The sequence below is a fragment of the Pseudomonas sp. LB3P58 genome, from assembly GCF_054897895.1.
On sequence record NZ_JBUBVE010000001.1, the window covers coordinates 3,300,132 to 3,322,986 of the forward strand.

The window sequence follows — 22,855 nt, forward strand, 5'->3', positions numbered from 1 at the left end:
TCTTTCGTTCACTCATCTGAACGGACGTGGCCATCCCATGAAACGCATTACCGTGATCGACTCCCACACCGGCGGCGAACCGACCCGCCTGGTGACCGCCGGTTTTCCTGACCTGGGCAACGGCAGCATGGCCGAACGTCGACAGCGGCTGGCCGAACAGCATGATCAATGGCGCGCCGCTTGCGTGCTCGAACCACGGGGCAGTGACGTGCTGGTCGGCGCCCTGTTCTGTGAGCCGGTGGACCCGAGCGCGTGTGCCGGTGTGATTTTCTTCAACAACAGCGGTTACCTCGGAATGTGCGGCCACGGCACCATCGGCCTGGTGGCCTCGCTGGCGCATCTGGGCAAGATCGGCCCCGGGGTGCACAGCATCGAAACCCCGGTGGGCACGGTGCAGGCAACGCTGCACGAAGACCATTCGGTGAGCGTGCGCAACGTGCCTGCCTACCGTTACCGCAAAGCGCTGTCGCTGCAGGTGCCGGGGATCGGCCAAGTGACCGGCGATGTTGCCTGGGGTGGAAACTGGTTTTTCCTGATTGCCGAGCATGGTCTGCGCATTGCCGGCGATAACCTCGACACGTTGACCGCCTACACCTACGCCGTGCAGCAAGCACTGGAGGTTCAAGGCATTCGCGGCGAAGACGGCGGCTTGATCGACCATGTCGAGCTGTTCGCCGATGACGAGCAGGCCGACAGCCGCAACTTCGTCCTGTGCCCTGGCAAAGCCTACGACCGCTCGCCCTGCGGCACCGGCACCAGCGCCAAACTGGCGTGCCTGGCGGCCGACGACAAATTGCAGCCGGGACAAATCTGGCGTCAGGCCAGCGTCATCGGCAGCGAATTCGAGGGTTCCTACGAACTTCAGGGCGAGCGCATCGTGCCGACCATTCGCGGTCGCGCCTTTATCAGCGCCGAAGCCAGCCTGATCATCGAACAGGACGACCCGTTCGCCTGGGGCATTCGCCCGTGAACGAGGGCCTGGTGGCCGATGTGATCGTGATCGGCGCCGGCATCATCGGCGCCGCTTGTGCCCAGGCGCTGGCGGGTCGCGGCTTGCGCGTGCTGGTGCTGGACGCCGGCCTGCCCGGCGCTACGGCGGCGGGCATGGGCCACTTGCTGGTCCTCGACGACAACCCGGCCGAACTGGCCCTCAGTCAATATTCCCTGCAACGCTGGCGCGAACTGGCGCCAGCCCTGCCCGACGGCTGCGCCTACCGTTGCAATGGCACGCTCTGGCTGGCGGCCAATGCTGAAGAGATGGCCGTCGCCCACAGCAAATACCTGAACTTGCAGGCCCAAGGCGTGGCTTGCGAATTGATCTCCCGCGGTGCCTTGCACCAACGCGAACCGGAACTGCGCGAGGGCCTGGAAGGCGGCCTGCTGATCAATGGCGACGGCATTCTCTATGCGCCGGCGACGGCTAATTGGATGCTGGACACACCGAACATCAGCCAACGCCGGGCGCGGGTTAGCGAAGTCGACGGCAACCGTGTGCGACTCGACAACGGCCAATGGCTAAGCGCCGAAGCGGTGATTCTGGCCAACGGCGTCCAGGCCAACGAGCTCTGCCCGGAGTTGCCGATCGAGCCGAAGAAAGGCCACTTGCTGATCACTGACCGCTACCCCGGCAAGGTCACCCACACCCTGGTGGAACTCGGTTACGTCACCAGTGCCCACAACGCCACTGGCCCATCGACGGCGTGCAATATTCAACCGCGGCCAACCGGACAATTGTTCATCGGTGCCTCGCGACAATTCGGCACCACCGACCCGCAAGTCGAGGGTTGGATGCTGGCGAAAATGCTCCGGCGTGCCACCGACTACATGCCGGGTCTGGCTCAGCTCAACGGCATCCGCGCCTGGACCGGTTTTCGCGCTGCCAGCCCCGACGGCTTGCCGCTGGTGGGTCAGCACCCGCAACGCAAAGGTTTATGGCTGGCGGTCGGTCACGAGGGCCTCGGCGTGACGACCGCCCCCGGCACCGCCGACCTGTTGGTCGCGCAGCTGTTCGACGAAACACCGCCACTGGTCGCGCAACCGTATCTGCCGCAACGTTTTCTCGGAGAGCCCGTTTATGCCTGAATTGATGCTGGACGGACGTGCCCTGCGGGTTGCCGAGGGCACCAGTGTCGCCGCTGCACTGGCGCTGAGCGGCGATGGCTGCACGCGCACATCGGTCAGTGGCCAACGTCGCGCACCGCTGTGCGGCATGGGCATTTGCCAGGAATGCCGGGTGACCATCGACGGTCGCCGGCGCCTGGCCTGCCAGACGCTGTGCTGTGACGGCATGCACGTGGAGACTCAAGCATGAACGAATACGCCGACCTGCTGATCATCGGTGCCGGTCCCGCCGGCATGGCAGCCGCGCTCGCTGCGGCGCCAAGCGCTGCGCGCATCGTCCTGCTCGATGACAATCCACTGCCGGGCGGACAAATCTGGCGCGACGGGCCTCAAGCCAAACTGCCGAACCCGGCGCGTCAGATGCGCCAGCGACTGGAGGCGTGCAGCAACATCCGCCGCCACTCCGGCACTCGGGTGATCGCCTGCGCCGGGCCAAAACAACTGCTGGTCGAAGACGCCGATCGAGGCTGGCTGATCGGTTACGACAAACTTATTCTGTGTACCGGCGCCCGCGAGTTGCTTCTGCCCTTCCCCGGCTGGACGCTGCCTGGAGTGACTGGCGCGGGTGGCCTTCAGGCATTGATCAAAAGCGGCCTGCCGGTGCAGGACCAACGCGTTGTGATTGCCGGTAGCGGACCGTTATTGCTGGCCAGCGCCGCCACCGCGAAACACAACGGCGCCCAGGTCCTACGTATCGCCGAGCAAGCCCGCGCGGCCGCCATCGCCAGTTTCGCCTCGCAACTGCCACGCTGGCCCAACAAGCTGATGCAGTCAGTCACGTTGTTCGACCGCCACTACCGCACCGGGACCCATGTACTGGCGGCCCTGGGCAATGAGCGGCTGGAAGGTGTGCGCCTGCAACAGCAAGGGAAAGTCGTCGAACTGGAATGTGATCGCCTGGCCTGTGGCTTCGGTCTGATACCCAACACCCAACTCGGCCAGGCCCTCGGCTGCGAACTTGAAGATCAGGCTATTGCCGTCGATGCCTGGCAGGCCACTCGCCGCGCCGATCACTACGCGGCAGGTGAATGCACCGGTTTCGGTGGCAGTGAACTGGCGTTGGTCGAAGGCGCAATCGCCGGTCACGCAGCCGTCGGTGACCTTGATTCGGCCCGAGCATTGTGGGCGCGTCGTGCGCGCTGGCAGGGCTTCGCCAACGCCCTCAACAAAGCATTCACCCTCGATCCGCAACTCAAGTCGCTGGCACAACCCGACACCCTGGTGTGCCGTTGCGAAGACGTGCCTTACATAGCGCTTGCCAGGCACACTGACTGGCGCGAGGCCAAACTGGCCAGTCGCTGCGGCATGGGCGCCTGCCAGGGCCGGGTGTGTGGCGGCGCGTTGCAGCACCTGTTCGGTTGGCAACCGTCGGCGCCACGCCCGCCCTTCGGTCCGGCGCGGATCGAGACCTTGCTGTGCCTGGACGACACCCCGCCCGCCTGAATACCGGCCCGGGGCTTTCGGGTCCGTCGCCGAGTCTTTATGATCCCGGGCATTGCCTCTAGACGCCCAGCGCCATGTATGCCTCGCTCACTACCTTCAAACCCTGCGACCTGCCCACTCTGCTGAGCAGTCTGCAGCCGATCGCGGCGTTGCTCGACACCCTGTCGGACGTGGTGTTTTTCATCAAGGACAGCGAGGCCCGCTACGCCTTCGTCAACCAGACCCTAGCCCGACGCTGTGGCTTCAAACACAGTGACGAGCTGCTCGGGCGCACCGCTGACATGGTCTTTCCCGAGCGCTTCGGCCCGCTGTACACCGAGCAGGATCGGCGGGTGCTGTCCACCGGCCGCGAACTGGCCGACCAACTCGAACTGCACCTGTATTACGGTAACCAACCGGTCTGGTGCCTGACCCACAAACTCGCACTGCGCGACCTGCAAGGTCAGATCGTCGGCCTGGCCGGCATCTCCCGCGACCTGCAAACGCCACAGTCCAGCCACCCGGCGTTCCAGAAACTCGCGGCGGTGGACGCGCATATCCGCAACCATTTCGCCCGCCCTATCAGCCTTGCCGAACTGACCGCGATCGCCGGGTTTTCCGTGGCGCAACTGGAGCGCCATTGCAAACGGGTGTTCCAGCTCACTCCACGGCAGATGATTCACAAGGCGCGCCTGGAAGAAGGCTCCCGACTGTTGCTGCACACCGACCTGCCCATCACCGAGATCGCCCTGCGCTGCGGTTACACCGATCACAGCGCCTTCAGCCGGCAGTTCCGTGCCTTGACCAGTCTGGCGCCGAGTCAGTATCGCGAAAGCCGTCGCTGAACCCGGGCGAGTGTTCCTTTAAGGGGCGCCCGGCGTTCCCACTGCTCCCTTCTGTAACACCGCCTGATACGGCCCGCCGAGGCGTTCTTCTCCTACGCCCTGCTCCCACAATCTTGTAAGACCTTTAACTCAAGGCTTGGCGATTAATTCTCGCCTCTGCTCGGAAACAGGCACGCTCATTGCTAATCACATATCGTATACGAAATTCACAATACGATATCCAACAACACTTTCCGACAACGAGGCCTCTATGAAAAACCCCGCATTTGCCGTAGCCCTCAGCGCTGTTCTCAGTACATCCTTTATCGCCACCGCCCAGGCCGACAAGCTCGACGACATTATTGGTTCGGGCAAGCTGCGCTGCGCCGTGACCCTGGACTTCCCACCCATGGGTTTTCGCGATGAAGGTAACAACCCGGCCGGTTTCGACGTGGACTACTGCCGCGACCTGGCGAAGATCCTCGGGGTCGACGCCGAAGTGGTTGAAACGCCCTTCCCGGATCGAATTCCGGCACTGGTCTCCGGGCGCGCAGACGTGATCGTCGCGTCCACGTCCGACACCCTCGAACGGGCCAAGACCGTCGGCCTCACCGTGCCGTACTTCGCCTTCCAGATGGTGGTGCTGACCCGCGATAACACCGGCATCAATAGCTTCGCCGATATCAAAGGCAAAGCCTTGGGCAACACCAGCGGCACCTATGAAGCCATCGCTCTGGAAAAAGATGTGAAGAACTGGGGCACCGGCACCTTCCGCGCCTATCAGTCGCAGAACGACACGCTGCTGGCGGTTGCTCAGGGCCACATCGACGCCACCGTAGTCACCAACACCGTGGCCGCCGCCACGATCAAGTCGGGCAAATACAAGAACCTGAAAATCGCCGGTAACGCGCCGTACACCATCGACTACGTGTCCCTGGGCGCCAAGCGCAACGAGTATGGCTTGCTCAACTACCTCAACCTGTTCGTCAATCAGCAGGTGCGCAGCGGCCGCTACAACGAGCTGTTCACCAAATGGGTCGGTACCGAGATTTCACCCACCGACCTGACCGTGCCCAAGGTCTATTACTGAGGTGTCCGGCATGCCTAGGTCAACCTCTCTGACCGGTCGCAGCCTGGTCGCCGGCGCCGCACAAGGCGCCCTGCTGTTTGCCGATGTCGGGCTGAGTTTCTGGGGTGGGGTCGATCCGTACAGCAGCGAGGTCATCGACCGTCACCACCCGCTCAGCGGCGAACATCTGGCCGGCCGGGTGCTGGCGATTCCCAGCGGCCGCGGTTCGTGCACCGGCAGCAGTGTTCTGATGGAACTGATCAGCAACGGTCATGCACCGGCCGCACTGGTGCTGGCCGAACCCGATGAGATCCTGACCCTGGGCGTGCTTGTGGCACAGACCATTTTCGAGCGTTCCCTGCCGGTGCTGTGCATCGGTCGGGAGGCCTTCGCCGCCTTGCGCGGCAAGGCCTTTGCTCGGGTCGAAGCATCAACGGTGACCGTGTTCGAACACCTGCCGGGCGATGCCTGGCAGGCACCCGACAGTCCGTTGCAGACAGCAGAAAAAAGCACCGCTATCGAACTCACCGAACACGATCAGGCGCTACTCGACGGCGAGCATGGCAAAGCCACGCAAGTGGCGATGCAGATCGTCCTGCGCATGGCTGAACTGCAAGGCGCCCGCAACCTGGTAGACGTCACCCAGGCACACATCGACGGCTGCATTTATACCGGACCTGCGAGCCTGCGATTTGCTGAACAACTGGTGCAGTGGGGAGCAAACGTACGGGTGCCGACCACCCTCAATTCGATTTCCGTCGACCAGCGCCGTTGGCGCGAGTTGGGCATTGATCCGGCACTCGGTGTGCCGGCCAGTGCTTTGGGCGATGCCTACATGGCGATGGGTGCACAGCTGAGTTTCACCTGCGCACCTTACCTGCTCGACAGCGCGCCGAAGGCCGGCGAGCAAATCGTCTGGGCCGAATCCAACGCCGTGGTCTATGCCAACAGCGTGCTCGGCGCACGCACCCTGAAATACCCGGACTACCTGGATATCTGCATCGCCCTGACCGGCCGCGCGCCCCTAATCGGCTGCCATCTGGACGCGCAGCGTAAAGCGAAACTGCAAATCGAATTACCGGTTTTGCGCGAGTTGGACGATGCCTTCTACCCGTTGCTCGGTTACCACATCGGTGCCCTGGCCGGCAGCCGGATTCCGCTGGTGCTGGGACTGGAACAGAGCAAGCCGAGCCTGAATGACCTGAAAGCCTTCGGCGCCGCTTTCGCCACCACCTCCGCCGCGCCGCTGTTCCATATCGCCGGGGTGACCCCGGAAGCACTCGACCCGACGCAGGTGCTGGAGGCGGATGCCGATGTGCCGGCGGAAAAAATCCGCCTGAAGGATTTGCTGCTCAGCTGGCGCAAGCTCAACAGCGCCCGCGACAACCGGGTGGATGTGGTCTCGCTGGGCAACCCGCATTTCTCTCTTAGCGAATTCGCGCATCTGGCGCGGCTGTGTCGGGGTCGGCACAAACACCCCGAGGTGGTGCTCGCCATCACCTGCGGTCGTGCGGTGCTGGAGCAGGCCCGCGAGGCCGGACATATCGCCGTGATCGAAGCCTTCGGCGCGACCCTGGTCACCGACACCTGCTGGTGCATGCTCGGCGAGCCGGTGATCCCGCTGGCCGCCAAAACCTTGATGACCAATTCGGGCAAGTACGCCCATTACGCACCCGGCCTGGTGGGCCGCAAGGTGCACTTCGCCAACCTCGCCGAATGTGTCGACGCCGCCTGCAGCGCCACGGCCAGTGGTCGTTTGCCGGCCTGGCTGCAATCGGCCGCCTCTCTGGAGAGCCACGCGCATGTTTGATTACACCTTCCAATGGCGCGCGACCCTGCGCGCCCTGCCGGACATGCTCGCCGGTGCCTGGGTCACCTTCGAGACCGCCGCGCTGTCGATGATCTTCGGCGTGCTGATCGCCCTGGCCCTGACGGTGATGCGTGAAACCAAACAACCGTTGTTGCGCGGCATCGGCAACGGCTGGGTGTCGATCGCCCGCAACACCCCGTCGCTGTTCCAGATCTACGTCCTCTACTTCGGCCTCGGCTCGCTGGATTTGCATGTCAGCTCATGGTTCGCACTGCTGGCCGGGATCACCTTCAACAACGCCGGCTACCTGGCGGAAAACTTTCGCGGTGGCCTCAAGGCTGTGCCGGGCACGCAAGTTCGCGCCGCGCGCTCGCTGGGCATGAGTGCCTTTCAGGCTTATCGGATGATCATCGTCCCGCAGCTGCTGCGGATCGTGTTCTACCCGTTGAGTAACCAGATGGTCTGGGCGGTCTTGATGACGTCGCTGGGGGTGATCGTCGGGCTGAACAATGACCTCACTGGCGTGACCCAGGACTACAACGTCAAGACGTTCCGCACCTTCGAATACTTCGCCATCGCAGCGGCGTTGTATTACCTGATTGCCAAGGCGATCGTCGCCGTCGCCCGGCTGATGGCCTGGCGGCTGTTCCGCTACTGAGGAGGTGACCATGTTGACTACCAGCTTTTCCTGGAATGACCTGTTGTTCTTGCTTGATGGCGCCTGGGTCACTCTGAAACTCACGTTCTGGTCGATCATCCTCGGCTCTTTCGCCGGGCTGTTGTTCGGCTTGCTGCGGGCGCTGTTGCCGCGTGCGAGCCTGCCGCTGGCGTGGGTGCTGGACGTGTTTCGCAGCGTGCCGTTGCTGATCCAGTTTGTGTTGTTCAACTCGCTGAAAAGCATCGTTGGTTTGAACATCAGCGCCTTCAGCGTTGGTTGCATTGTGCTCGGGGTCTACGCCGCCGCGTACTTCACCGAAATCGTGCGCAGCGGCGTGCTGTCGGTGCCGTTCACTGTGCGCCGGGCCAGTCGCTCGCTGGGCCTGAGTTTCCTGCAGGACCTGCGCTGGATCGTCCTGCCGATGGCCACGCGGGTAGCCTTTCCCGGCTGGCTGAACCTGGTGCTCAGCGTGATGAAAGACACCGCGCTGGTGATGTGGATCGGCATCGTCGAACTGCTGCGCGCCTCGCAAACCATCGTGACCCGCATTCAGGAACCGCTGCTGGTGCTGTGCATCGCGGGCCTCATCTACTACGTCATGAGCCTGGTGGTCGCTCGCCTCGGCGCTCGTCTGGAAAGAAGGTGGCAAGAAAATGATTGAGATCGACAACGTACACAAATCCTTCGGCAACCTCGAAGTGGTCAAGGGCGTCAACCTGACGGTGAACAAGGGCGAGGTGGTGTCGATCATCGGCGGCTCCGGCTCGGGCAAATCGACCCTGCTGATGTGCATCAACGGCCTGGAGCCGATCCAGAAAGGCAACATTCGGGTCGACGGTGTCGAGGTCCATCACAGCGCCACTGACCTCAACCGTCTGCGACAGAAGATCGGCATCGTCTTCCAGCAATGGAACGCGTTCCCGCACCTGACCGTGCTGGAAAACGTGATGCTGGCGCCGCGCAAAGTGCTGGGCAAGAGCAAGGCCGAAGCCGAGGAACTGGCGGTCAAGCAACTGACTCACGTCGGCCTGGGCGACAAGCTCAAGGCCTTTCCCGGCAAGCTCTCCGGCGGCCAGCAACAGCGCATGGCGATCGCCCGCGCCCTGGCCATGTCGCCGGACTACATGCTGTTCGACGAAGCCACTTCGGCCCTCGATCCGCAGTTGGTAGGCGAGGTGCTGGACACCATGCGCATGCTCGCTGAAGACGGCATGACCATGGTTCTGGTGACTCATGAAATCCGCTTTGCCCGCGATGTGTCCGACCGTGTGGCGTTCTTTCGCAATGGTTTGGTGCATGAGATTGGTTCGCCCGACCAAGTCATTGGCAACCCGGTGCATGCGGAAACTGCGGCCTTTCTGAAATCGGTGAAATAACTAATGGCCCCATCGCGAGCAGGCTCACTCCCACATTTGACCGAGTTCTTCCAGAAGAAATGCAATTGAATGTGGGAGTGAGCCTGCTCGCGATGAGGCCCTAACAGACTACACAAGGAGCAGACAATGCGTTCATCGAAAGTGATTCATGTAGTCAGCTGCCACGCCGAAGGCGAAGTCGGCGATGTGATCGTCGGCGGCGTCGCGCCACCGCCCGGGGCCACCGTGTGGGAACAGTCGCGCTGGATTGCCAAGGATCAGACCCTGCGCAACTTCGTGCTCAACGAGCCGCGCGGCGGCGTGTTCCGCCACGTCAACCTGCTGGTGCCGGCCAAGGATCCTCGGGCGCAGATGGCCTGGATCATCATGGAACCGGCCGACACACCGCCGATGTCCGGCTCCAACTCGCTGTGCGTGGCCACCGTGTTGCTCGACAGCGGCATCCTGCCGATGACCGAACCGCAAACCCGACTGGTGCTCGAAGCGCCGGGCGGGCTGATCGAGGCGGTGGCCGACTGCCGTGACGGCAAGGTCGAACGGGTGGAAATCAAGAACGTGCCCTCCTTCGCTGACCGCCTCGACGCCTGGATCGAAGTCGAAGGCGTCGGCTCATTGCAGGTCGACACCGCGTACGGCGGCGACAGTTTTGTGATCGCCGACGCCAAACGCCTGGGCTTTTCCATTCGTCCTGATGAAGCGGTGGAGCTGGTCGAGGTCGGGCTGAAAATCACCCGCGCGGCCAATGAGCAACTGGGATTTGTCCATCCGCTGAACCCCGAGTGGTCGCACATTTCCTTCTGCCAGATCGCGGCTCCCCTCGTCTATGAAAATGGCATCGCCACCGGCGCCAACGCGGTGGTGATTCAACCCGGCAAGATTGATCGTTCACCGACCGGCACCGGCTGCTCGGCGCGCATGGCCGTGTTGCAGGCCAAGGGATTGATGCAGGTCGGTGAGCGATTTATCGGCCGTTCGATCATCGGTTCCGAGTTCCACTGCCGCATCGATTCGCTGACGGAAGTGGCCGGACGCCCGGCAATTTACCCGTGCATTTCCGGCCGGGCCTGGATCACCGGCACTCATCAATTGCTGCTCGATCCAAGCGATCCGTGGCCACAAGGCTATCGACTGTCTGACACCTGGCCTGGGGCCTGAACACAGCCTTACAAACCCTCACCAAAAAACTCTGACAAACGGCTAGTAAAAAACCCCTCGTAACTGAAAAAAGCACTGGCCGAGTCTTTTCACATGCAATATCGTATACGAAATACAATAACTGAACCGGAGGCAACAATGAGCAAGCGCATTAACTGGAGTGGCGTCTTCCCCGCGGTGACCACTCAATTCAACGACGACTTCACCATCAACCTGGAAAAAACCCACCAGGTGATTTCCAACGTGATCCGTGACGGCGTGTCGGGCCTGGTGGTGTGCGGTTCGGTGGGGGAAAACACCTCGCTGACCGCCGAAGAAAAAATCGCCGTGACCGAAGTCGCGGTCGACGCTTCCCGCGGCCGCGTGCCGGTGATCTGCGGTGTGGCCGAATTCACCAGCATTCAAGCGGCCAAAGTCGCCAACGCCGTGCGCCGGGTGGGTGTCGACGGGGTCATGCTGATGCCGGCGCTGGTCTACGGCTCCAAGCCGTTCGAGACCGCCGAGCACTACCGCTACGTGGCCAAGAACGCCGACGTACCGTTGATGGTTTACAACAACCCACCGATCTACAAAAACGACGTCACCCCGGACATCCTGATTTCCCTGGCCGACTGCGACAACGTGGTGTGCTTCAAGGATTCCTCCGGCGACACCCGTCGTTTCATCGACGTGCGCAATGAAGTCGGCGACCGTTTTGTGCTGTTCGCCGGCCTCGATGACGTGGTGCTGGAAAGCATCGCCGTGGGTGCCGAAGGCTGGGTCTCGGGCATGTCCAACGTGTTCCCGAAAGAAGGCGAAACCATCTTCCGCCTGGCCAAGGCCGGTCGCTTCGCCGAAGCCATGCCGATCTACGAATGGCTGATGCCGATCCTGCACCTCGACGCCCGTGCCGACCTGGTGCAGTGCATCAAGCTGTGCGAAGCCATCGCCGGTCGCGGCAGCGCCCTGACCCGTCCGCCACGCCTGGCCCTGCCGGAAGCCGATCGGGTTTTCGTCGAGCAGATCATGGCCAAGGCCCTGGCCAACCGTCCGGAACTGCCAGACGTCGGTCTCTGAGTGATTGCCGGGCGGGTCCCTTGCGGCCCCGGCCCGGCTGCCTGCTTTTTGCGCCTCTACAGGAAACGTCAGCATGCCCAATCCTCACAGCACCGCCCGCGCGACCTCACCTTCGGGACTCAAGCGTGTCGTGGCCGCCGCCATGGCCGGCACCGTCGCCGAATGGTATGAATTTTTCCTCTACGGCACCGCTTCGGCACTGGTCTTCGGCCAGCTGTTTTTTCGCCAGACCGACAGCCCGATCGATGGCATCCTCGCCGCCTTCGCCCTGTATGCCGTCGGCTTCCTCGCCCGCCCATTGGGTGGTTTGGTGTTCGGTCACTACGGTGACAAGTTCGGCCGCAAACGCCTGCTGCAATTGAGCCTGGTGGTGGTCGGTATCACCACGTTCCTGATGGGTTGCCTGCCCGGTTTCGACCAGATCGGCTACGCCGCGCCCGTGTTACTGGTGCTGCTGCGGCTGATCCAGGGTTTCGCCTTCGGTGGTGAATGGGGCGGTGCGATTCTGCTGGTGTCCGAACACTGCCCGGACAATCGCCGAGGCTTCTGGGCCAGTTGGCCGCAAGCCGGCGTGCCGGCCGGTAACCTGGTGGCGACCGTCGCGTTGCTGCTGTTGTCGTCGAACCTGTCGGAGGAGCAATTTCTCGCGTGGGGCTGGCGTGTGGCGTTCTGGTTCTCGGCGGTGGTGGTGCTGATCGGCTACTGGATTCGCACCAGCGTCGATGACGCGCCGATCTTCAAGGAAGCCCAGGCCCGTCAGGCGCAAAACAAGCAACAACAGCTGGGCGTGGTCGAAGTGCTGCGTCATCACTGGCGTGCAGTGCTGGTCGGTATCGGCGCGCGGTTTGCCGAGAACATTCTCTACTACACCGTCGTAACCTTTTCGATTACCTACCTGAAACTGGTGGTGCACAAGGACACTTCAGAGATTCTGTTTCTGATGTTTGGCGCACACTTGCTGCATTTCTTCATGATCCCGCTGATGGGGTATCTGTCCGACCTGGTCGGGCGCAAACCGGTGTACCTGACGGGCGCAATCCTCACCGCGTTCTGGGGCTTCATCGGCTTCCCGATGATGGACACCGGCAACAACTGGCTGATCATCGGGGCAATCACCCTGGGCCTGGCGATCGAGTCGATGACCTACGCGCCTTACTCGGCGCTGATGGCCGAAATGTTCCCGACCCACGTGCGTTACACCGCGTTGTCCCTGTGCTACCAGGTGGCACCGATCTTCGCCGGCTCGTTGGCGCCGCTGATTGCCCTCACCCTGCTCAACAAGTACCACAGCTCGACACCGATCGCCTGGTACCTGGTCGGCGCTGCGCTGATCTCTATTGTCGCCGTCGGCCTGACTCGAGAAACCCGTGGTAAGTCGCTGCATATGGTGGACGCCGAATCCGCTGCGCGGATCGCTGCCTTGGGCACTGCCGAACCCGCCATCCCTCGCCGGAGCGATTCGTTGGCTTGAAGCCGCCAAAAGATCGCAGCCTGCGGCAGCTCCTACAGGGATCGCGCATATCCACGAATTATTGGGTGTACGCAGCTTGTGTAGGAGCTGCCGCAGGCTGCGATCTTGGCGATCCGGCAAACAGAAAAAGACTTGCCTGAGCCCCCTTTTCCGACAGGAGTTTTTCATGCCCCACATCATCGGCCACAACTACATCGGCGGTGCGCGCAGTGCCGCTGGCAACATCACCGTGCAAAGCCATGACGCCAGCACCGGTGAAGCGCTGCCCTACGAGTTCACGCAAGCCACTATTGAGGAAGTCGACGCCGCCGCCCAGGCAGCGGCTGCCGCCTACCCGACCTTTCGCAATCTGCCGGCGAGCCGTCGCGCGGAGTTTCTCGAGGCCATCGCCACGCAACTGGATGCGCTAGGCGATGAGTTCGTTGCCCTGGTCACCCGCGAGACGGCACTGCCGACCGGGCGTATTCAAGGTGAGCGCGGCCGTACCAGCGGCCAGATGCGCCTGTTCGCGCAGGTCCTGCGCCGTGGCGATTTCTATGGCGCGCGCATCGATCGCGCCTTGCCCGAGCGTCAGCCGCTGCCACGGGTGGATCTGCGTCAGTACCGGATTGGCGTCGGCCCGGTCGCGGTGTTCGGCGCGAGCAATTTCCCGTTGGCGTTCTCCACCGCCGGTGGCGACACCGCTGCCGCCCTGGCCGCCGGTTGCCCGGTGGTGTTCAAGGCCCACAGTGGGCATATGGCAACTGCCGAACTCGTGGCCGATGCAGTCCTCCGCGCCGCTGAGCAAACCGGCATGCCCAAAGGCGTGTTCAACATGATCTACGGCGCGGGTGTCGGCGAAGCACTGGTCAAGCATCCGGCGATCCAGGCGGTCGGCTTCACCGGTTCGCTCAAGGGTGGTCGCGCCCTCTGCGACATGGCTGCCGCACGGCCTCAGCCGATTCCGGTGTTCGCCGAAATGAGCAGCATCAATCCGGTACTGGTGTTGCCCGAAGCCCTGCAACTGCGCGGCGATAAAATCGCCAGCGAACTCGCCGCGTCAGTGGTGCTCGGCTGCGGCCAGTTCTGCACCAACCCGGGATTGGTGATAGGTATTCACTCCCCCGAGTTCAGCGCATTTGTTGAATCGCTCAGTGCGATCATGGCCGACCAGCCGGGGCAGACCATGCTCAACGCCGGCACGTTAGCCAGCTACGCCAAGGGCGTGCAGGCGCTGCACGCGCATCCGCACATCAGCCACTTGGCTGGCCGCGAACAACAGGGCAAGCAGGCCCAGCCGCAGCTGTTCAAGGCCGACGTCAGCCTGCTGCTCAACGGCGATCCTCTGTTGCAGGAAGAAGTTTTCGGCCCGACTACCGTGTTGGTGGAAGTGGCCGACAAGGCCGAACTGCAACGGGCGTTGCAGAGTTTGCACGGTCAACTCACGGCCACCCTGATTGCCGAAGCCGGTGATCTGCAAACCCATAGCGAACTGCTGCCGCTGCTCGAACAGAAAGTCGGCCGGGTACTGTTCAACGGTTACCCGACCGGCGTGGAAGTCTGTGATGCGATGGTGCATGGCGGTCCCTACCCGGCCACCTCCGATGCCCGTGGGACCTCGGTCGGCAGCCTGGCCATCGAGCGTTTCCTGCGCCCGGTGTGCTACCAGAACTGCCCGGATGCGCTCTTGCCCGAGGCGCTGAAAAACGCCAATCCGCTGGGCATCGCCCGTCTGGTCGATGGCAACAGCCACCGCGAACCGGTTTAAGAACACTCAATTGAGCAACGACCTCCTGTGGGAGCGGGCTTGCTCGCGAAAGCGGTGTAACAGTCGACAGAAATGTTGAATGTTATGGCCCCTTCGCGAGCAAGCCCGCTCCCACAGGGTTGGGCGCCCCCCGTTTCTTCAGCCCAGAAGTGCCTTCAAGTCGTTGTACAACGCTTCGGGAATCTGCACGCCCTCCACCAGACTGCGCGCTCGCGCCTCGTAACGCCGTTGCGACGGCAAGCGTGCGCCCTGCCCTTGTATGCTCTGGAACATGACTTCGGCACGGGCCAGGTGCTGCTCGGTGGCCTCGCCGAGAAAGCGCCGCGGATCGAGGGCGATGATCAACTCGCCGTGGTACGGCGACGACTTGCTGCCCGCGTCGTAGGCCAGCGATTCGGCACTGGTCAGGTCACCAATCAACGGCCCGGCGATTAACTCCACCATAGCGGCCAGCGCCGAGCCCTTGTGCCCGCCGAACGTCAGCATCGCGCCGGCATCGAGCACCACGTTCGCATCGGTACTCGGCTGCCCGTCTGCATCGACGCCCCAGCCTTCGGGAATCGCTTTTCCGGCGCGTCGATGCAACTCGATCTCGCCACGGGCAATCGCACTGGTGGCGAAGTCGAACACAAACGGATCCTTGCCCGAACGCGGCCAGCCGAATGCGATGGGATTGGTGCCGAACACTGGTTGACTGCCTCCCGCCGGTGCGACCCAGGCATGGCTGGGATTACAGGCCAGCGCCACCAGGCCGGCAGCGGTCAGTTGCTCGATCTCGACCCACAGGGCGGAAAAATGCACACAGCGATTGATCGCCAGAGCCGCAATCCCGTTTGCCCGGGTTTTCTCCTCCAGTAATGGCAGACCCGCCTGAAACGCCAACTGTGAAAAACCACCCGCCGCATCGACCCGCACGATCGAAGGTGCCTGGTCGATTACCCGTGGCCCGGCATCGGCTACCACCTTGCCGGCCCTAAGCGAATTTACGCACCCCAATACCCGATACAAACCGTGGGAGGCACAGCCATCGCGCTCGCCGGCAATCACCGTGGCGGCCACCGCCTGAGCGTGGGCAAGGTTGAAACCGTTGTGCAACAAGATCGATTCGGCCAGCTCGCGAGCTTCGGCCAGGGACAGTCGTTTCATCATCAACTCCTTGGACAGACTGCCCAGACTGGCCCATTCCCGAAGCCACGGCTTGATCGCTTTAGGCCCGGTCGACGACGAATTCGGCATATCCCGGCAGCCCGACCATTCGTCAGCTGGACGCCACACCACCCCTTGACACCGATTGAGCTCTGCGCGAGTATTATTTCAATCGCATACGATACAAACGTATACGATAGACAAGCCACCTATTGAAACGTTGAGGATTCATTCCATGAGCAAGATCGAAAAAGTACTGGTCACAGGCAAAACCCACACCACGTTCAGCGATGCGACCCGTGCCCACGGCAACCTCGACATCGAGCTGTCGTCGCCAGGTGACGCAAAACCGGCCCACGTGTTCGCCGCCACACAAGCGCACCCGACCGCCGAGCAACTGTTCGCCGGTGCATGGTCGGCCTGCTACATCTCCGCCATCGAACACATCGCCAAAGCGAAAAAAGTGGTGCTGCCGGCCGATGTGTCCGTCGACATCGAGGTCGATCTGGGCCAGACCGGTCAGGCTTACTTCCTTCAGGCTCGATTCTTTGTCCGCTTGCCGGGCGTGGCACACGACGTCGCAACGGCACTGGCGCACGCCGCACACGAACTCTGCCCGTACTCGAAAGCGACGCTGGGCAACATCGACGTGGCGGTGAACGTCCTGACGGCGTGAAGATCGCTTTAATCCATTAAATATGTCGTATGCGATATAAGCGCATACGAAAACAGTAGAAACTCAGGAAATCATCATGAGCAAGATCGAAAAAGTACTGGCCACCGGCAAAACCCACACCACCGTCAGCAACGCTGGCACTACCTCGCGCGGCCATGACGGCAGCCTCGACATCACCCTGGCAACGCCAAGCCAGCCCACGTATTTGCCGCCACCCAGCCGCACCCGACGGCCGAGCAACTGTTCGCCGGTGCATGGTCGGCCTGCTACACCGCCGCCGTCGGGCTGGTGGCCGGAGAAATGAACGTGGTGCTGCCGTCGGATCTGTCCGTCGACATCGAAGTGGATCTGGGTCAGACCGGTCCGGCCTACTTCCTTCAGGCTCGATTGACCCTGCGCGTGCCGGGTTTGTCCCACGACATCGCGACGACACTGGCGCACACCGCCGATCAAATCTGCCCGTACTCGAAAGCGACGCGGGGTAACATTGACGTGGCCCTGAACGTCCTCACGGCTTGACGCACCGCGCGGCGTTGCTATCGATCGGCATGGTCGATACGCCACATATATCGTATGCGCTTTAAGCGCATACGAATCACAAACCCAACAAAACGTTGAGGACTCAACCATGAACAAGATCGAAAAAGTCCTGGCCACAGGCAAAACCCACACGACGTTCAGCGACGGTGACAACTCTTCCCGCGGCCTCTCCATCCAGCTCTCGTCGCCTGGAAACCCTAGACTGGCACACGAGTTCGCAGCCATTGTGCCGCACCCAACGGCAGAGCAGTTTTTCGCCGGCGCATGGTCGGCCTGCTACACCGCTGCCGTCGAGCTGGCGGCGAAAAATATGAAGGTGACGCTGCCGCCCAATCTGGCCATTGATATTGAGGTCGATCTGGGCCAGACCGGTCCGGCCTACTTCCTCCAGGCCCGGCTGACTCTTCGCGTGCCAGGCTTGACGCAAGACGTCGCGAAGGAGCTGGCGCACGCCGCCGACCAAATCTGCCCGTACTCGAAGGCAACGCGCGGCAATATCGATGTGGTCATCAACGCCCTGACAGCGTGATGCACCGTACGACCGGTTCGACTTTCGCCGTCGAACCGGTCGCCACCGTCAGTTAGAGTCGTTCCGATACAATCGCATACGAGGTATATTTCGTTTTTTGCGAGCCATCCGTCTTTGGCCAACGAGGATGCACATGAAACCCACCGACAACGCCGTCCCCGCCGACCTGAAGCTCTCCGACTTTCTGTGTTTTGCGGTCTATTCCACCAACCTGGCCTTCGGCAAGGCTTACAAGCCGATACTCGAGCAGCTTGGGCTGACCTATACGCAATACATCACCATCGTTGCGCTGTGGGAGGAAGACAATCAGACCGTCGGCAGCCTGGGCGAGAAGCTGTTTCTGGAATCGAACACACTGACCCCGATCCTGAAGAAACTGGAAGCGATGGGCTTTTTGCAAAGGCAGCGCGATCCCGAGGACGAGCGCCAAGTGCGGATCTGCCTGACGAAGAACGGTCGACAGCTGCGCGAAAGCCAACCGGAAATGGGCCTCGCTGACGCAACGGGCCTGACGCTCGACGAGTTCACGATCCTGCAAAAAGCGGTCGTGAAACTGCGCAACAATCTCATCAAGTCGACGAAAGCCGGGGAATGAGCCGGCACACCGATCTGGACATTCTCAAGCGCGCGAACTAGCGCGCCACTTCATCCCGCACCACCCCGCGCTCCTCAAGCAAGCGCACAAACATGGTCAGACTTTGCGACACCGTTCCCCGGCGCCACACCAGCCAGGTGCGCAAATAGCGGAACGATTCCGATAACGGCCAGACGCTCACGGTGGTGCATCCGGGCATGCTGTTGAGCATGCTGCGGGGCATCAGCGCCAGGCCTGCACCGGCGCTGACACACGCCAGCATGCCGTGATAGGACTCCATTTCGAAAATCTTGCCGGGCACCGCCGCGTCCTTGGCGAACCAGCTTTCGAAGTGGTGGCGGTAGGAGCAATTGGAGCGGAAGGCATAGATGTTTTCGCCATTAACATCCCGCGCACGATGAATGGGGGAATGGTTGAGCGGTGCGATCACCACCATTTCTTCCTCAAACGCCGGCACGCCCTCCAATGCCGGGTGCAGCACCGGTCCATCGACAAACGCTGCCGCCAGTCGGCCAGACAACACCCCGTCGATCATGGTCCCCGAAGGTCCGGTGGACAGGTCCAGCTCGACCTTGGCGTGCTTCTGGTTATACGCGGCCAACAGCTCAGGGATGCGCACCGCAGCGGTGCTCTCCAGTGACCCAAGGGGAAACGATCCCTGCGGTTCTTCGCCCGCCACGGTGGCGCGAGCCTCCTGGACCAGGTCGAGGATGCGCCGGGCATAGTCGAGGAAACTCCAGCCGGCTGGCGACAGGCGCAGGCGGCTCTTCTCGCGGATAAACAGGTCCACGCCCAGATCCAGCTCCAGCTGCTTGATCCGCGTCGTCAGGTTCGACGGCACCCGGTGGATGTGCTGAGCCGCCGCGCTGATGCTGCCGTGTTCGGCGACGGCTTTGAAAATTTCCAGCTGAACCAGATCCAAGGCATTCTCCAAACGTGAACGATATGCTCAGTATTATTCAGTTTCCAGAAAACAAACGCCACCGTAACCTGAGCGCATCCCCACCTAGCAGGACGGTGCCATGACTCAAGTTTCCAGCCTCACCCATGCCATTTCGATCAACCCTGCCAATGGCGAGCAGATCGGCCACTACCCTTTCGAATCCGCATCGGCACTGGACGCCGCCCTTTCCCGTGCCGCTGCCGGGTTCCGCGCCTGGCGCAGCAAACCGGTTGATCAACGCTCGCAGTTGTTGATCGCCCTGGCGCAGGCATTGCGCAACAACGCCGCCGCGATGGCGAACATGATCACCCTGGAAATGGGCAAGCCTATCACTCAGGCGCGCGGCGAAATCGAAAAGTGCGCGCAGCTCTGCGAGTGGTACGCCGAACACGGCCCGGCGATGCTGAGCGCTGAGCCGACGCTGGTTGAAGGTGGAAAAGCGCGCATTGAATACCGCCCGATTGGCCCGATTCTCGCGGTAATGCCGTGGAACTTCCCGATCTGGCAGGTCCTGCGCGGCGCGGTCCCAACATTGATCGCCGGCAACACCTACGTCCTCAAACATGCGCCCAACGTGATGGGCAGCGCTTATCTGTTGCGGGAGGCCTTCAAGCAAGCCGACTTCCCCGAAGGTGTCTTCGAGGTCATCAACGTCACGCCGGACGGCGTCTCCACCGCAATCGCCGATCCCCGCATCGCGGCAGTCACCCTCACCGGCAGCGTGCGAGCCGGCATGGCCATCGGCGCTCAAGCCGGCGCGGCGCTGAAGAAGTGTGTACTGGAACTGGGCGGCTCCGACCCGTTCATCGTGCTCAACGATGCCGACCTCGACGAAGCGGTCAAAGCTGCCGTGATTGGCCGCTACCAGAACACCGGGCAAGTCTGCGCGGCGGCAAAACGCTTGATCGTCGAGCAAGGCATCGTCGAGGAATTCACGCGTAAGTTCGTCGAAGCCACGCAAAAACTGGTGGTCGGCGATCCACTGGCCGCCGACACTTACATCGGTCCGATGGCCCGCTTTGATCTGCGTGATGAACTGGATCAACAGGTGCGCGACACCCTGGAAGAAGGCGCGACGTTGCTGATGGGCGGCAAGAAGGCTGAAGGCGCCGGCAATTTTTACGAGCCCACGGTCTTCGGTGATGTCACCGACCAGATGACCTCGTTCAAACAGGAACTGTTTGGCCCGGTAGCCTCGATCATCACCGCGCGCGATGCAGCGCATGCTCTGGCACTGGCGAATGACAGTGAGTTTGGCCTCGCCTCCACCATTTACACACGCAACGTCGAGCTTGCCGAGCAGATGGCCGACGAACTGGAAACCGGTGGTGTGTTTATCAATGGCTATTGCGCCTCCGATCCGCGCGTCACCTTCGGCGGCGTGAAGAAAAGCGGGTTTGGCCGTGAGCTCTCGCATTTCGGCGTGCGCGAATTCTGCAATGCCCAGACGGTGTGGCTGGATCGGCACTGATCGAAGCACGATGCCTGGGAGCCGTTGGCTCCCAGGCTCACGCGCTATTCGTTCAGGTAATACAGCTTGTTCACAATCATCCAGCGGTAATTGATGTTCAGTAGCGACAGATAATCGGTAAATCGCATGCCGAGATAGTCATCAGTGACTTTTACCGCGGCGGCATCGCCCGTGACATCGATGCTGAGCACTTCCCAAAACGGTTTGACCTCTTTGGCTGCCGGCCCCTCGGCCTTGATCGCGCTGATAAATTCCTCCAGGGATGCCCATTCAAGCTTTTCTTCGTAATGGCCTATGATGCGGCAAGAAGGATGAAAGGCCTGTCGCAGCAAGGCTTCATCAGCGAACACCATGCCTTCTACATAATTGCGGACCACCACGTTGATGTGTTCTTTAGCCAGCAGTTGAGTCGTCATGTCATACCTCCAGCGTTCTCACCATCGCACCGCCGGATCAGGTTGTTCGATCATCCATCCCACCCTGAAAGTCTAGCACCGCGCGCTTAACAGTCCCGGACGGGCGACTATGATGATGGGGGTCACCTGCCTTTCGAGGAGCTGAGAGATGTCGCTGACTCTTTACTACCATCCACTGTCGTCGTTCTGCCACAAAGTGCTTATCGCGCTCTACGAAAACGCTGTCGAATTCGAGAAGCGGATCATCGATCTTTCGAACGATGCAGACAGAGCGGAGCTGCAAGCGCTATGGCCGCTCGGCAAGTTCCCGGTCATCCGCGACCACGCTCGCCAGCGCAACGTGGCGGAAACCACGATCATCATCGAATACCTGGACCGATTTTATCCGGGTGAACATCCGCTCGTTCCCAGCGATTGGGACACCGCGCTGGAAGTCCGTCTGTGGGACCGTGTCTGCGACCACTATCTACAGACGCCGCTGCAACAGATTGTGTTGGATCGCCTGCGCGACGCTCACGGCGATTTGACCCGAGAACGTTCCACACTGCAGACGGCGTACGGCATGCTCGACCGCCAGTTGGCCTCCAGAATCTGGTTGGCCAGTGCAGATTTCAGCCTGGCCGATTGCGCCGCGGCCCCGGCACTTTTCTATGCCAGCACGCTTGAGCCGTTCCCCGACGACTACGGTCACTTGAAAGCCTATTTCGACAGGCTGATGAACAGACCGTCCGTCCAGCGGGTCATTGACGAAGCCAGGCCCTGGTTTTCGTTTTATCCATTTGCGGAAGCCATCCCGGAGCGGTTTCGCCAGACGCCGGACAACACCTGACAGGCCTCGAACATTCGCCTACCCGACCACGTCGATCAACTGCTCGCGCTGCGCCCCCGTCAGCATCGGACCGAAACCGGCACCGGCATTTTCCGCCATGTAACGAGGGTTGCCGGTGCCGGGGATGACGCAGGTCACCGCCGAATGCGTCAGCAGGAACTTCAGCGCCAATTGCGCCCAGCTATTGACCCTCACATCCGCGGCCCAGCGCGGTAACGGTTTGTCCTTCAAGCGGGTGAGCAAATCACCGCCGCCGAAGGGCCGATTGCAGATCACCGCCACGCCCCGCTCGCGACACAGCGGCAGGATGCGTTTCTCGACGCCGCGATCGTCCAGGGCATAGTTGATCTGCAAAAAGTCCAACGGCTCAGCCTTGAGCACCGCTTCCACTTCGTCATACGCCGACGCCGTGTAATGGGTGATGCCGATGTAACGAATGCGCCCTTCTTCCTTCCATTTGCGCAGCGTAGGCAAATGGGTTTTCCAGTCCAGCAGGTTGTGAATCTGCATCAGGTCGATCCGGTCGGTCTGCAGCAGTTTGAAAGACTGTTCCATCTGCGCGATGCCTTCTTCGCGGCCACGGGTCCACACCTTGGTGGCCAGAAAGGCCGGCGAGCGCGGTTCATGAATCGACAGCAATTCACCGGTCGTCTGTTCGGCGCGACCGTACATCGGCGAACTGTCGATCACCTTCCCGCCCTTCTCGAACAACGCGCGCAATACAGTAGGCAGCTGCTTGTAGGCGGGGCTTGAAGGCTCGACATCAAAACCGCGATACGTGCCCAGCCCAACGATCGGTAGTAGTTCGGCGCTGGATGGAATGGCCCGGGTCAGCATGTTCTTGCCTCCTGTTTCGCTCGACGGCGTGGATGCTGCAAAAGCCGGATCGAAGGTGAAAACCGCCGAAGCACCGGCAGCCAGCGTGAGTATTTTTCGACGCGTGTACCCATCAGTGTGGCTCATGGAATTGCCCTTCCACATTTTTGCTGTCAGCCACGGTC

23 protein-coding genes and 1 pseudogene are annotated in these 22,855 nt (G+C 61.7%); 20 read left to right on the plus strand and 4 right to left on the minus strand.

Annotated elements, in window-relative coordinates; all coding sequences use genetic code 11:
- Positions 1 to 37 precede the first annotated feature (37 nt).
- From ACYZTZ_RS15240 to ACYZTZ_RS15305, 14 genes are all read left to right on the plus strand, one after another.
- Positions 38 to 970 carry a 4-hydroxyproline epimerase gene (locus ACYZTZ_RS15240; RefSeq protein WP_461998815.1) on the plus strand — a complete coding sequence of 311 codons (933 nt, stop codon included), beginning with the start codon at positions 38 to 40 and terminating at the stop codon, positions 968 to 970.
- The gene (locus tag ACYZTZ_RS15245) at positions 967 to 2,082 is read left to right on the plus strand and encodes an NAD(P)/FAD-dependent oxidoreductase (RefSeq protein ID WP_461998816.1); all 1,116 of its coding nucleotides are present in this window, start codon (positions 967 to 969) and stop codon (positions 2,080 to 2,082) included. The genes ACYZTZ_RS15240 and ACYZTZ_RS15245 overlap by 4 nt, the downstream gene beginning before the upstream one ends.
- Positions 2,075 to 2,311, plus strand: coding sequence for a (2Fe-2S)-binding protein (locus tag ACYZTZ_RS15250; protein ID WP_056745267.1), 237 nt, complete (start codon positions 2,075 to 2,077; stop codon positions 2,309 to 2,311). Before ACYZTZ_RS15245 ends, ACYZTZ_RS15250 begins: the two co-directional genes overlap by 8 nt.
- Positions 2,308 to 3,564: an FAD-dependent oxidoreductase gene (locus ACYZTZ_RS15255; protein WP_461998817.1), complete on the plus strand. Its 1,257-nt coding sequence runs from the start codon at positions 2,308 to 2,310 to the stop codon at positions 3,562 to 3,564. Before ACYZTZ_RS15250 ends, ACYZTZ_RS15255 begins: the two co-directional genes overlap by 4 nt.
- 74 nt (positions 3,565 to 3,638) lie before the next feature.
- Positions 3,639 to 4,388: an AraC family transcriptional regulator gene (locus ACYZTZ_RS15260; RefSeq protein WP_461998818.1), complete on the plus strand. Its 750-nt coding sequence runs from the start codon at positions 3,639 to 3,641 to the stop codon at positions 4,386 to 4,388.
- A 250-nt stretch (positions 4,389 to 4,638) separates the two neighbouring features.
- Positions 4,639 to 5,457 (plus strand): ABC transporter substrate-binding protein, encoded by an 819-nt coding sequence (locus tag ACYZTZ_RS15265; RefSeq protein ID WP_008157204.1) that lies wholly within the window; start codon positions 4,639 to 4,641, stop codon positions 5,455 to 5,457.
- Between the two features lie 10 nt (positions 5,458 to 5,467).
- Complete coding sequence (gene lhpI, locus ACYZTZ_RS15270) at positions 5,468 to 7,246, plus strand: cis-3-hydroxy-L-proline dehydratase (RefSeq protein ID WP_461998819.1); 1,779 nt, start codon at positions 5,468 to 5,470, stop codon at positions 7,244 to 7,246.
- Positions 7,239 to 7,904, plus strand: a complete 666-nt coding sequence (locus tag ACYZTZ_RS15275; RefSeq protein ID WP_008157202.1) for an amino acid ABC transporter permease — start codon at positions 7,239 to 7,241, stop codon at positions 7,902 to 7,904. Before lhpI ends, ACYZTZ_RS15275 begins: the two co-directional genes overlap by 8 nt.
- Before the next feature lie 10 nt (positions 7,905 to 7,914).
- A complete protein-coding gene (locus ACYZTZ_RS15280; protein ID WP_008157201.1) occupies positions 7,915 to 8,565 on the plus strand; it encodes an amino acid ABC transporter permease in 651 nt (216 codons plus the stop codon).
- Positions 8,558 to 9,280 carry an amino acid ABC transporter ATP-binding protein gene (locus ACYZTZ_RS15285; RefSeq protein ID WP_008157200.1) on the plus strand — a complete coding sequence of 241 codons (723 nt, stop codon included), beginning with the start codon at positions 8,558 to 8,560 and terminating at the stop codon, positions 9,278 to 9,280. Before ACYZTZ_RS15280 ends, ACYZTZ_RS15285 begins: the two co-directional genes overlap by 8 nt.
- A gap of 126 nt (positions 9,281 to 9,406) precedes the next feature.
- Positions 9,407 to 10,435, plus strand: coding sequence for a trans-3-hydroxy-L-proline dehydratase (locus tag ACYZTZ_RS15290; RefSeq protein WP_461998820.1), 1,029 nt, complete (start codon positions 9,407 to 9,409; stop codon positions 10,433 to 10,435).
- A 138-nt stretch (positions 10,436 to 10,573) separates the two neighbouring features.
- Positions 10,574 to 11,491, plus strand: coding sequence for a dihydrodipicolinate synthase family protein (locus tag ACYZTZ_RS15295; protein WP_056745283.1), 918 nt, complete (start codon positions 10,574 to 10,576; stop codon positions 11,489 to 11,491).
- A 73-nt stretch (positions 11,492 to 11,564) separates the two neighbouring features.
- Positions 11,565 to 12,962, plus strand: a complete 1,398-nt coding sequence (gene abaF / locus ACYZTZ_RS15300) for a fosfomycin efflux MFS transporter AbaF (RefSeq protein ID WP_461998821.1) — start codon at positions 11,565 to 11,567, stop codon at positions 12,960 to 12,962.
- 166 nt (positions 12,963 to 13,128) lie between these two features.
- The gene (locus ACYZTZ_RS15305) at positions 13,129 to 14,709 is read left to right on the plus strand and encodes an aldehyde dehydrogenase (NADP(+)) (protein WP_461998822.1); all 1,581 of its coding nucleotides are present in this window, start codon (positions 13,129 to 13,131) and stop codon (positions 14,707 to 14,709) included.
- Positions 14,710 to 14,847: 138 nt separating this feature from the next.
- Here ACYZTZ_RS15305 and ACYZTZ_RS15310 read toward each other — a convergent pair whose 3' ends face one another.
- Positions 14,848 to 15,855, minus strand: a complete 1,008-nt coding sequence (locus ACYZTZ_RS15310; RefSeq protein ID WP_461998823.1) for an Ldh family oxidoreductase — start codon at positions 15,853 to 15,855, stop codon at positions 14,848 to 14,850.
- A 235-nt stretch (positions 15,856 to 16,090) separates the two neighbouring features.
- On the opposite strand from ACYZTZ_RS15310, the gene ACYZTZ_RS15315 reads away from it, so the two are divergent.
- From ACYZTZ_RS15315 to ACYZTZ_RS15330, 4 genes and pseudogenes are all read left to right on the plus strand, one after another.
- Complete coding sequence (locus ACYZTZ_RS15315; RefSeq protein WP_056745300.1) at positions 16,091 to 16,531, plus strand: Ohr family peroxiredoxin; 441 nt, start codon at positions 16,091 to 16,093, stop codon at positions 16,529 to 16,531.
- A gap of 76 nt (positions 16,532 to 16,607) precedes the next feature.
- Positions 16,608 to 17,050 (plus strand): annotated as a pseudogene (locus tag ACYZTZ_RS15320) (Ohr family peroxiredoxin).
- 109 nt (positions 17,051 to 17,159) lie between these two features.
- Complete coding sequence (locus tag ACYZTZ_RS15325; protein WP_461998824.1) at positions 17,160 to 17,600, plus strand: Ohr family peroxiredoxin; 441 nt, start codon at positions 17,160 to 17,162, stop codon at positions 17,598 to 17,600.
- A gap of 133 nt (positions 17,601 to 17,733) precedes the next feature.
- Positions 17,734 to 18,195, plus strand: a complete 462-nt coding sequence (locus ACYZTZ_RS15330) for a MarR family winged helix-turn-helix transcriptional regulator (RefSeq protein ID WP_461998825.1) — start codon at positions 17,734 to 17,736, stop codon at positions 18,193 to 18,195.
- 37 nt (positions 18,196 to 18,232) lie between these two features.
- On the opposite strand, the gene ptrR is transcribed toward ACYZTZ_RS15330, so the two are convergent.
- Positions 18,233 to 19,117 carry a putrescine utilization regulator PtrR gene (gene ptrR, locus ACYZTZ_RS15335; protein ID WP_461998826.1) on the minus strand — a complete coding sequence of 295 codons (885 nt, stop codon included), beginning with the start codon at positions 19,115 to 19,117 and terminating at the stop codon, positions 18,233 to 18,235.
- Between the two features lie 100 nt (positions 19,118 to 19,217).
- On the opposite strand from ptrR, the gene ACYZTZ_RS15340 reads away from it, so the two are divergent.
- On the plus strand, positions 19,218 to 20,609 hold the full coding sequence (locus ACYZTZ_RS15340; RefSeq protein ID WP_461998827.1) for an aldehyde dehydrogenase family protein: 1,392 nt from the start codon (positions 19,218 to 19,220) through the stop codon (positions 20,607 to 20,609).
- A 44-nt stretch (positions 20,610 to 20,653) separates the two neighbouring features.
- Here ACYZTZ_RS15340 and ACYZTZ_RS15345 read toward each other — a convergent pair whose 3' ends face one another.
- Complete coding sequence (locus ACYZTZ_RS15345; protein ID WP_056745311.1) at positions 20,654 to 21,025, minus strand: nuclear transport factor 2 family protein; 372 nt, start codon at positions 21,023 to 21,025, stop codon at positions 20,654 to 20,656.
- Between the two features lie 148 nt (positions 21,026 to 21,173).
- Between ACYZTZ_RS15345 and ACYZTZ_RS15350 the strand changes: the two genes are divergently transcribed.
- A complete protein-coding gene (locus tag ACYZTZ_RS15350; RefSeq protein ID WP_461998828.1) occupies positions 21,174 to 21,854 on the plus strand; it encodes a glutathione S-transferase family protein in 681 nt (226 codons plus the stop codon).
- An 18-nt stretch (positions 21,855 to 21,872) separates the two neighbouring features.
- Here the strand turns inward: ACYZTZ_RS15350 and ACYZTZ_RS15355 are convergent, their stop codons facing one another.
- On the minus strand, positions 21,873 to 22,817 hold the full coding sequence (locus tag ACYZTZ_RS15355; protein WP_461998829.1) for an aldo/keto reductase: 945 nt from the start codon (positions 22,815 to 22,817) through the stop codon (positions 21,873 to 21,875).
- Between the last annotated feature and the right edge of the window lie 38 nt (positions 22,818 to 22,855).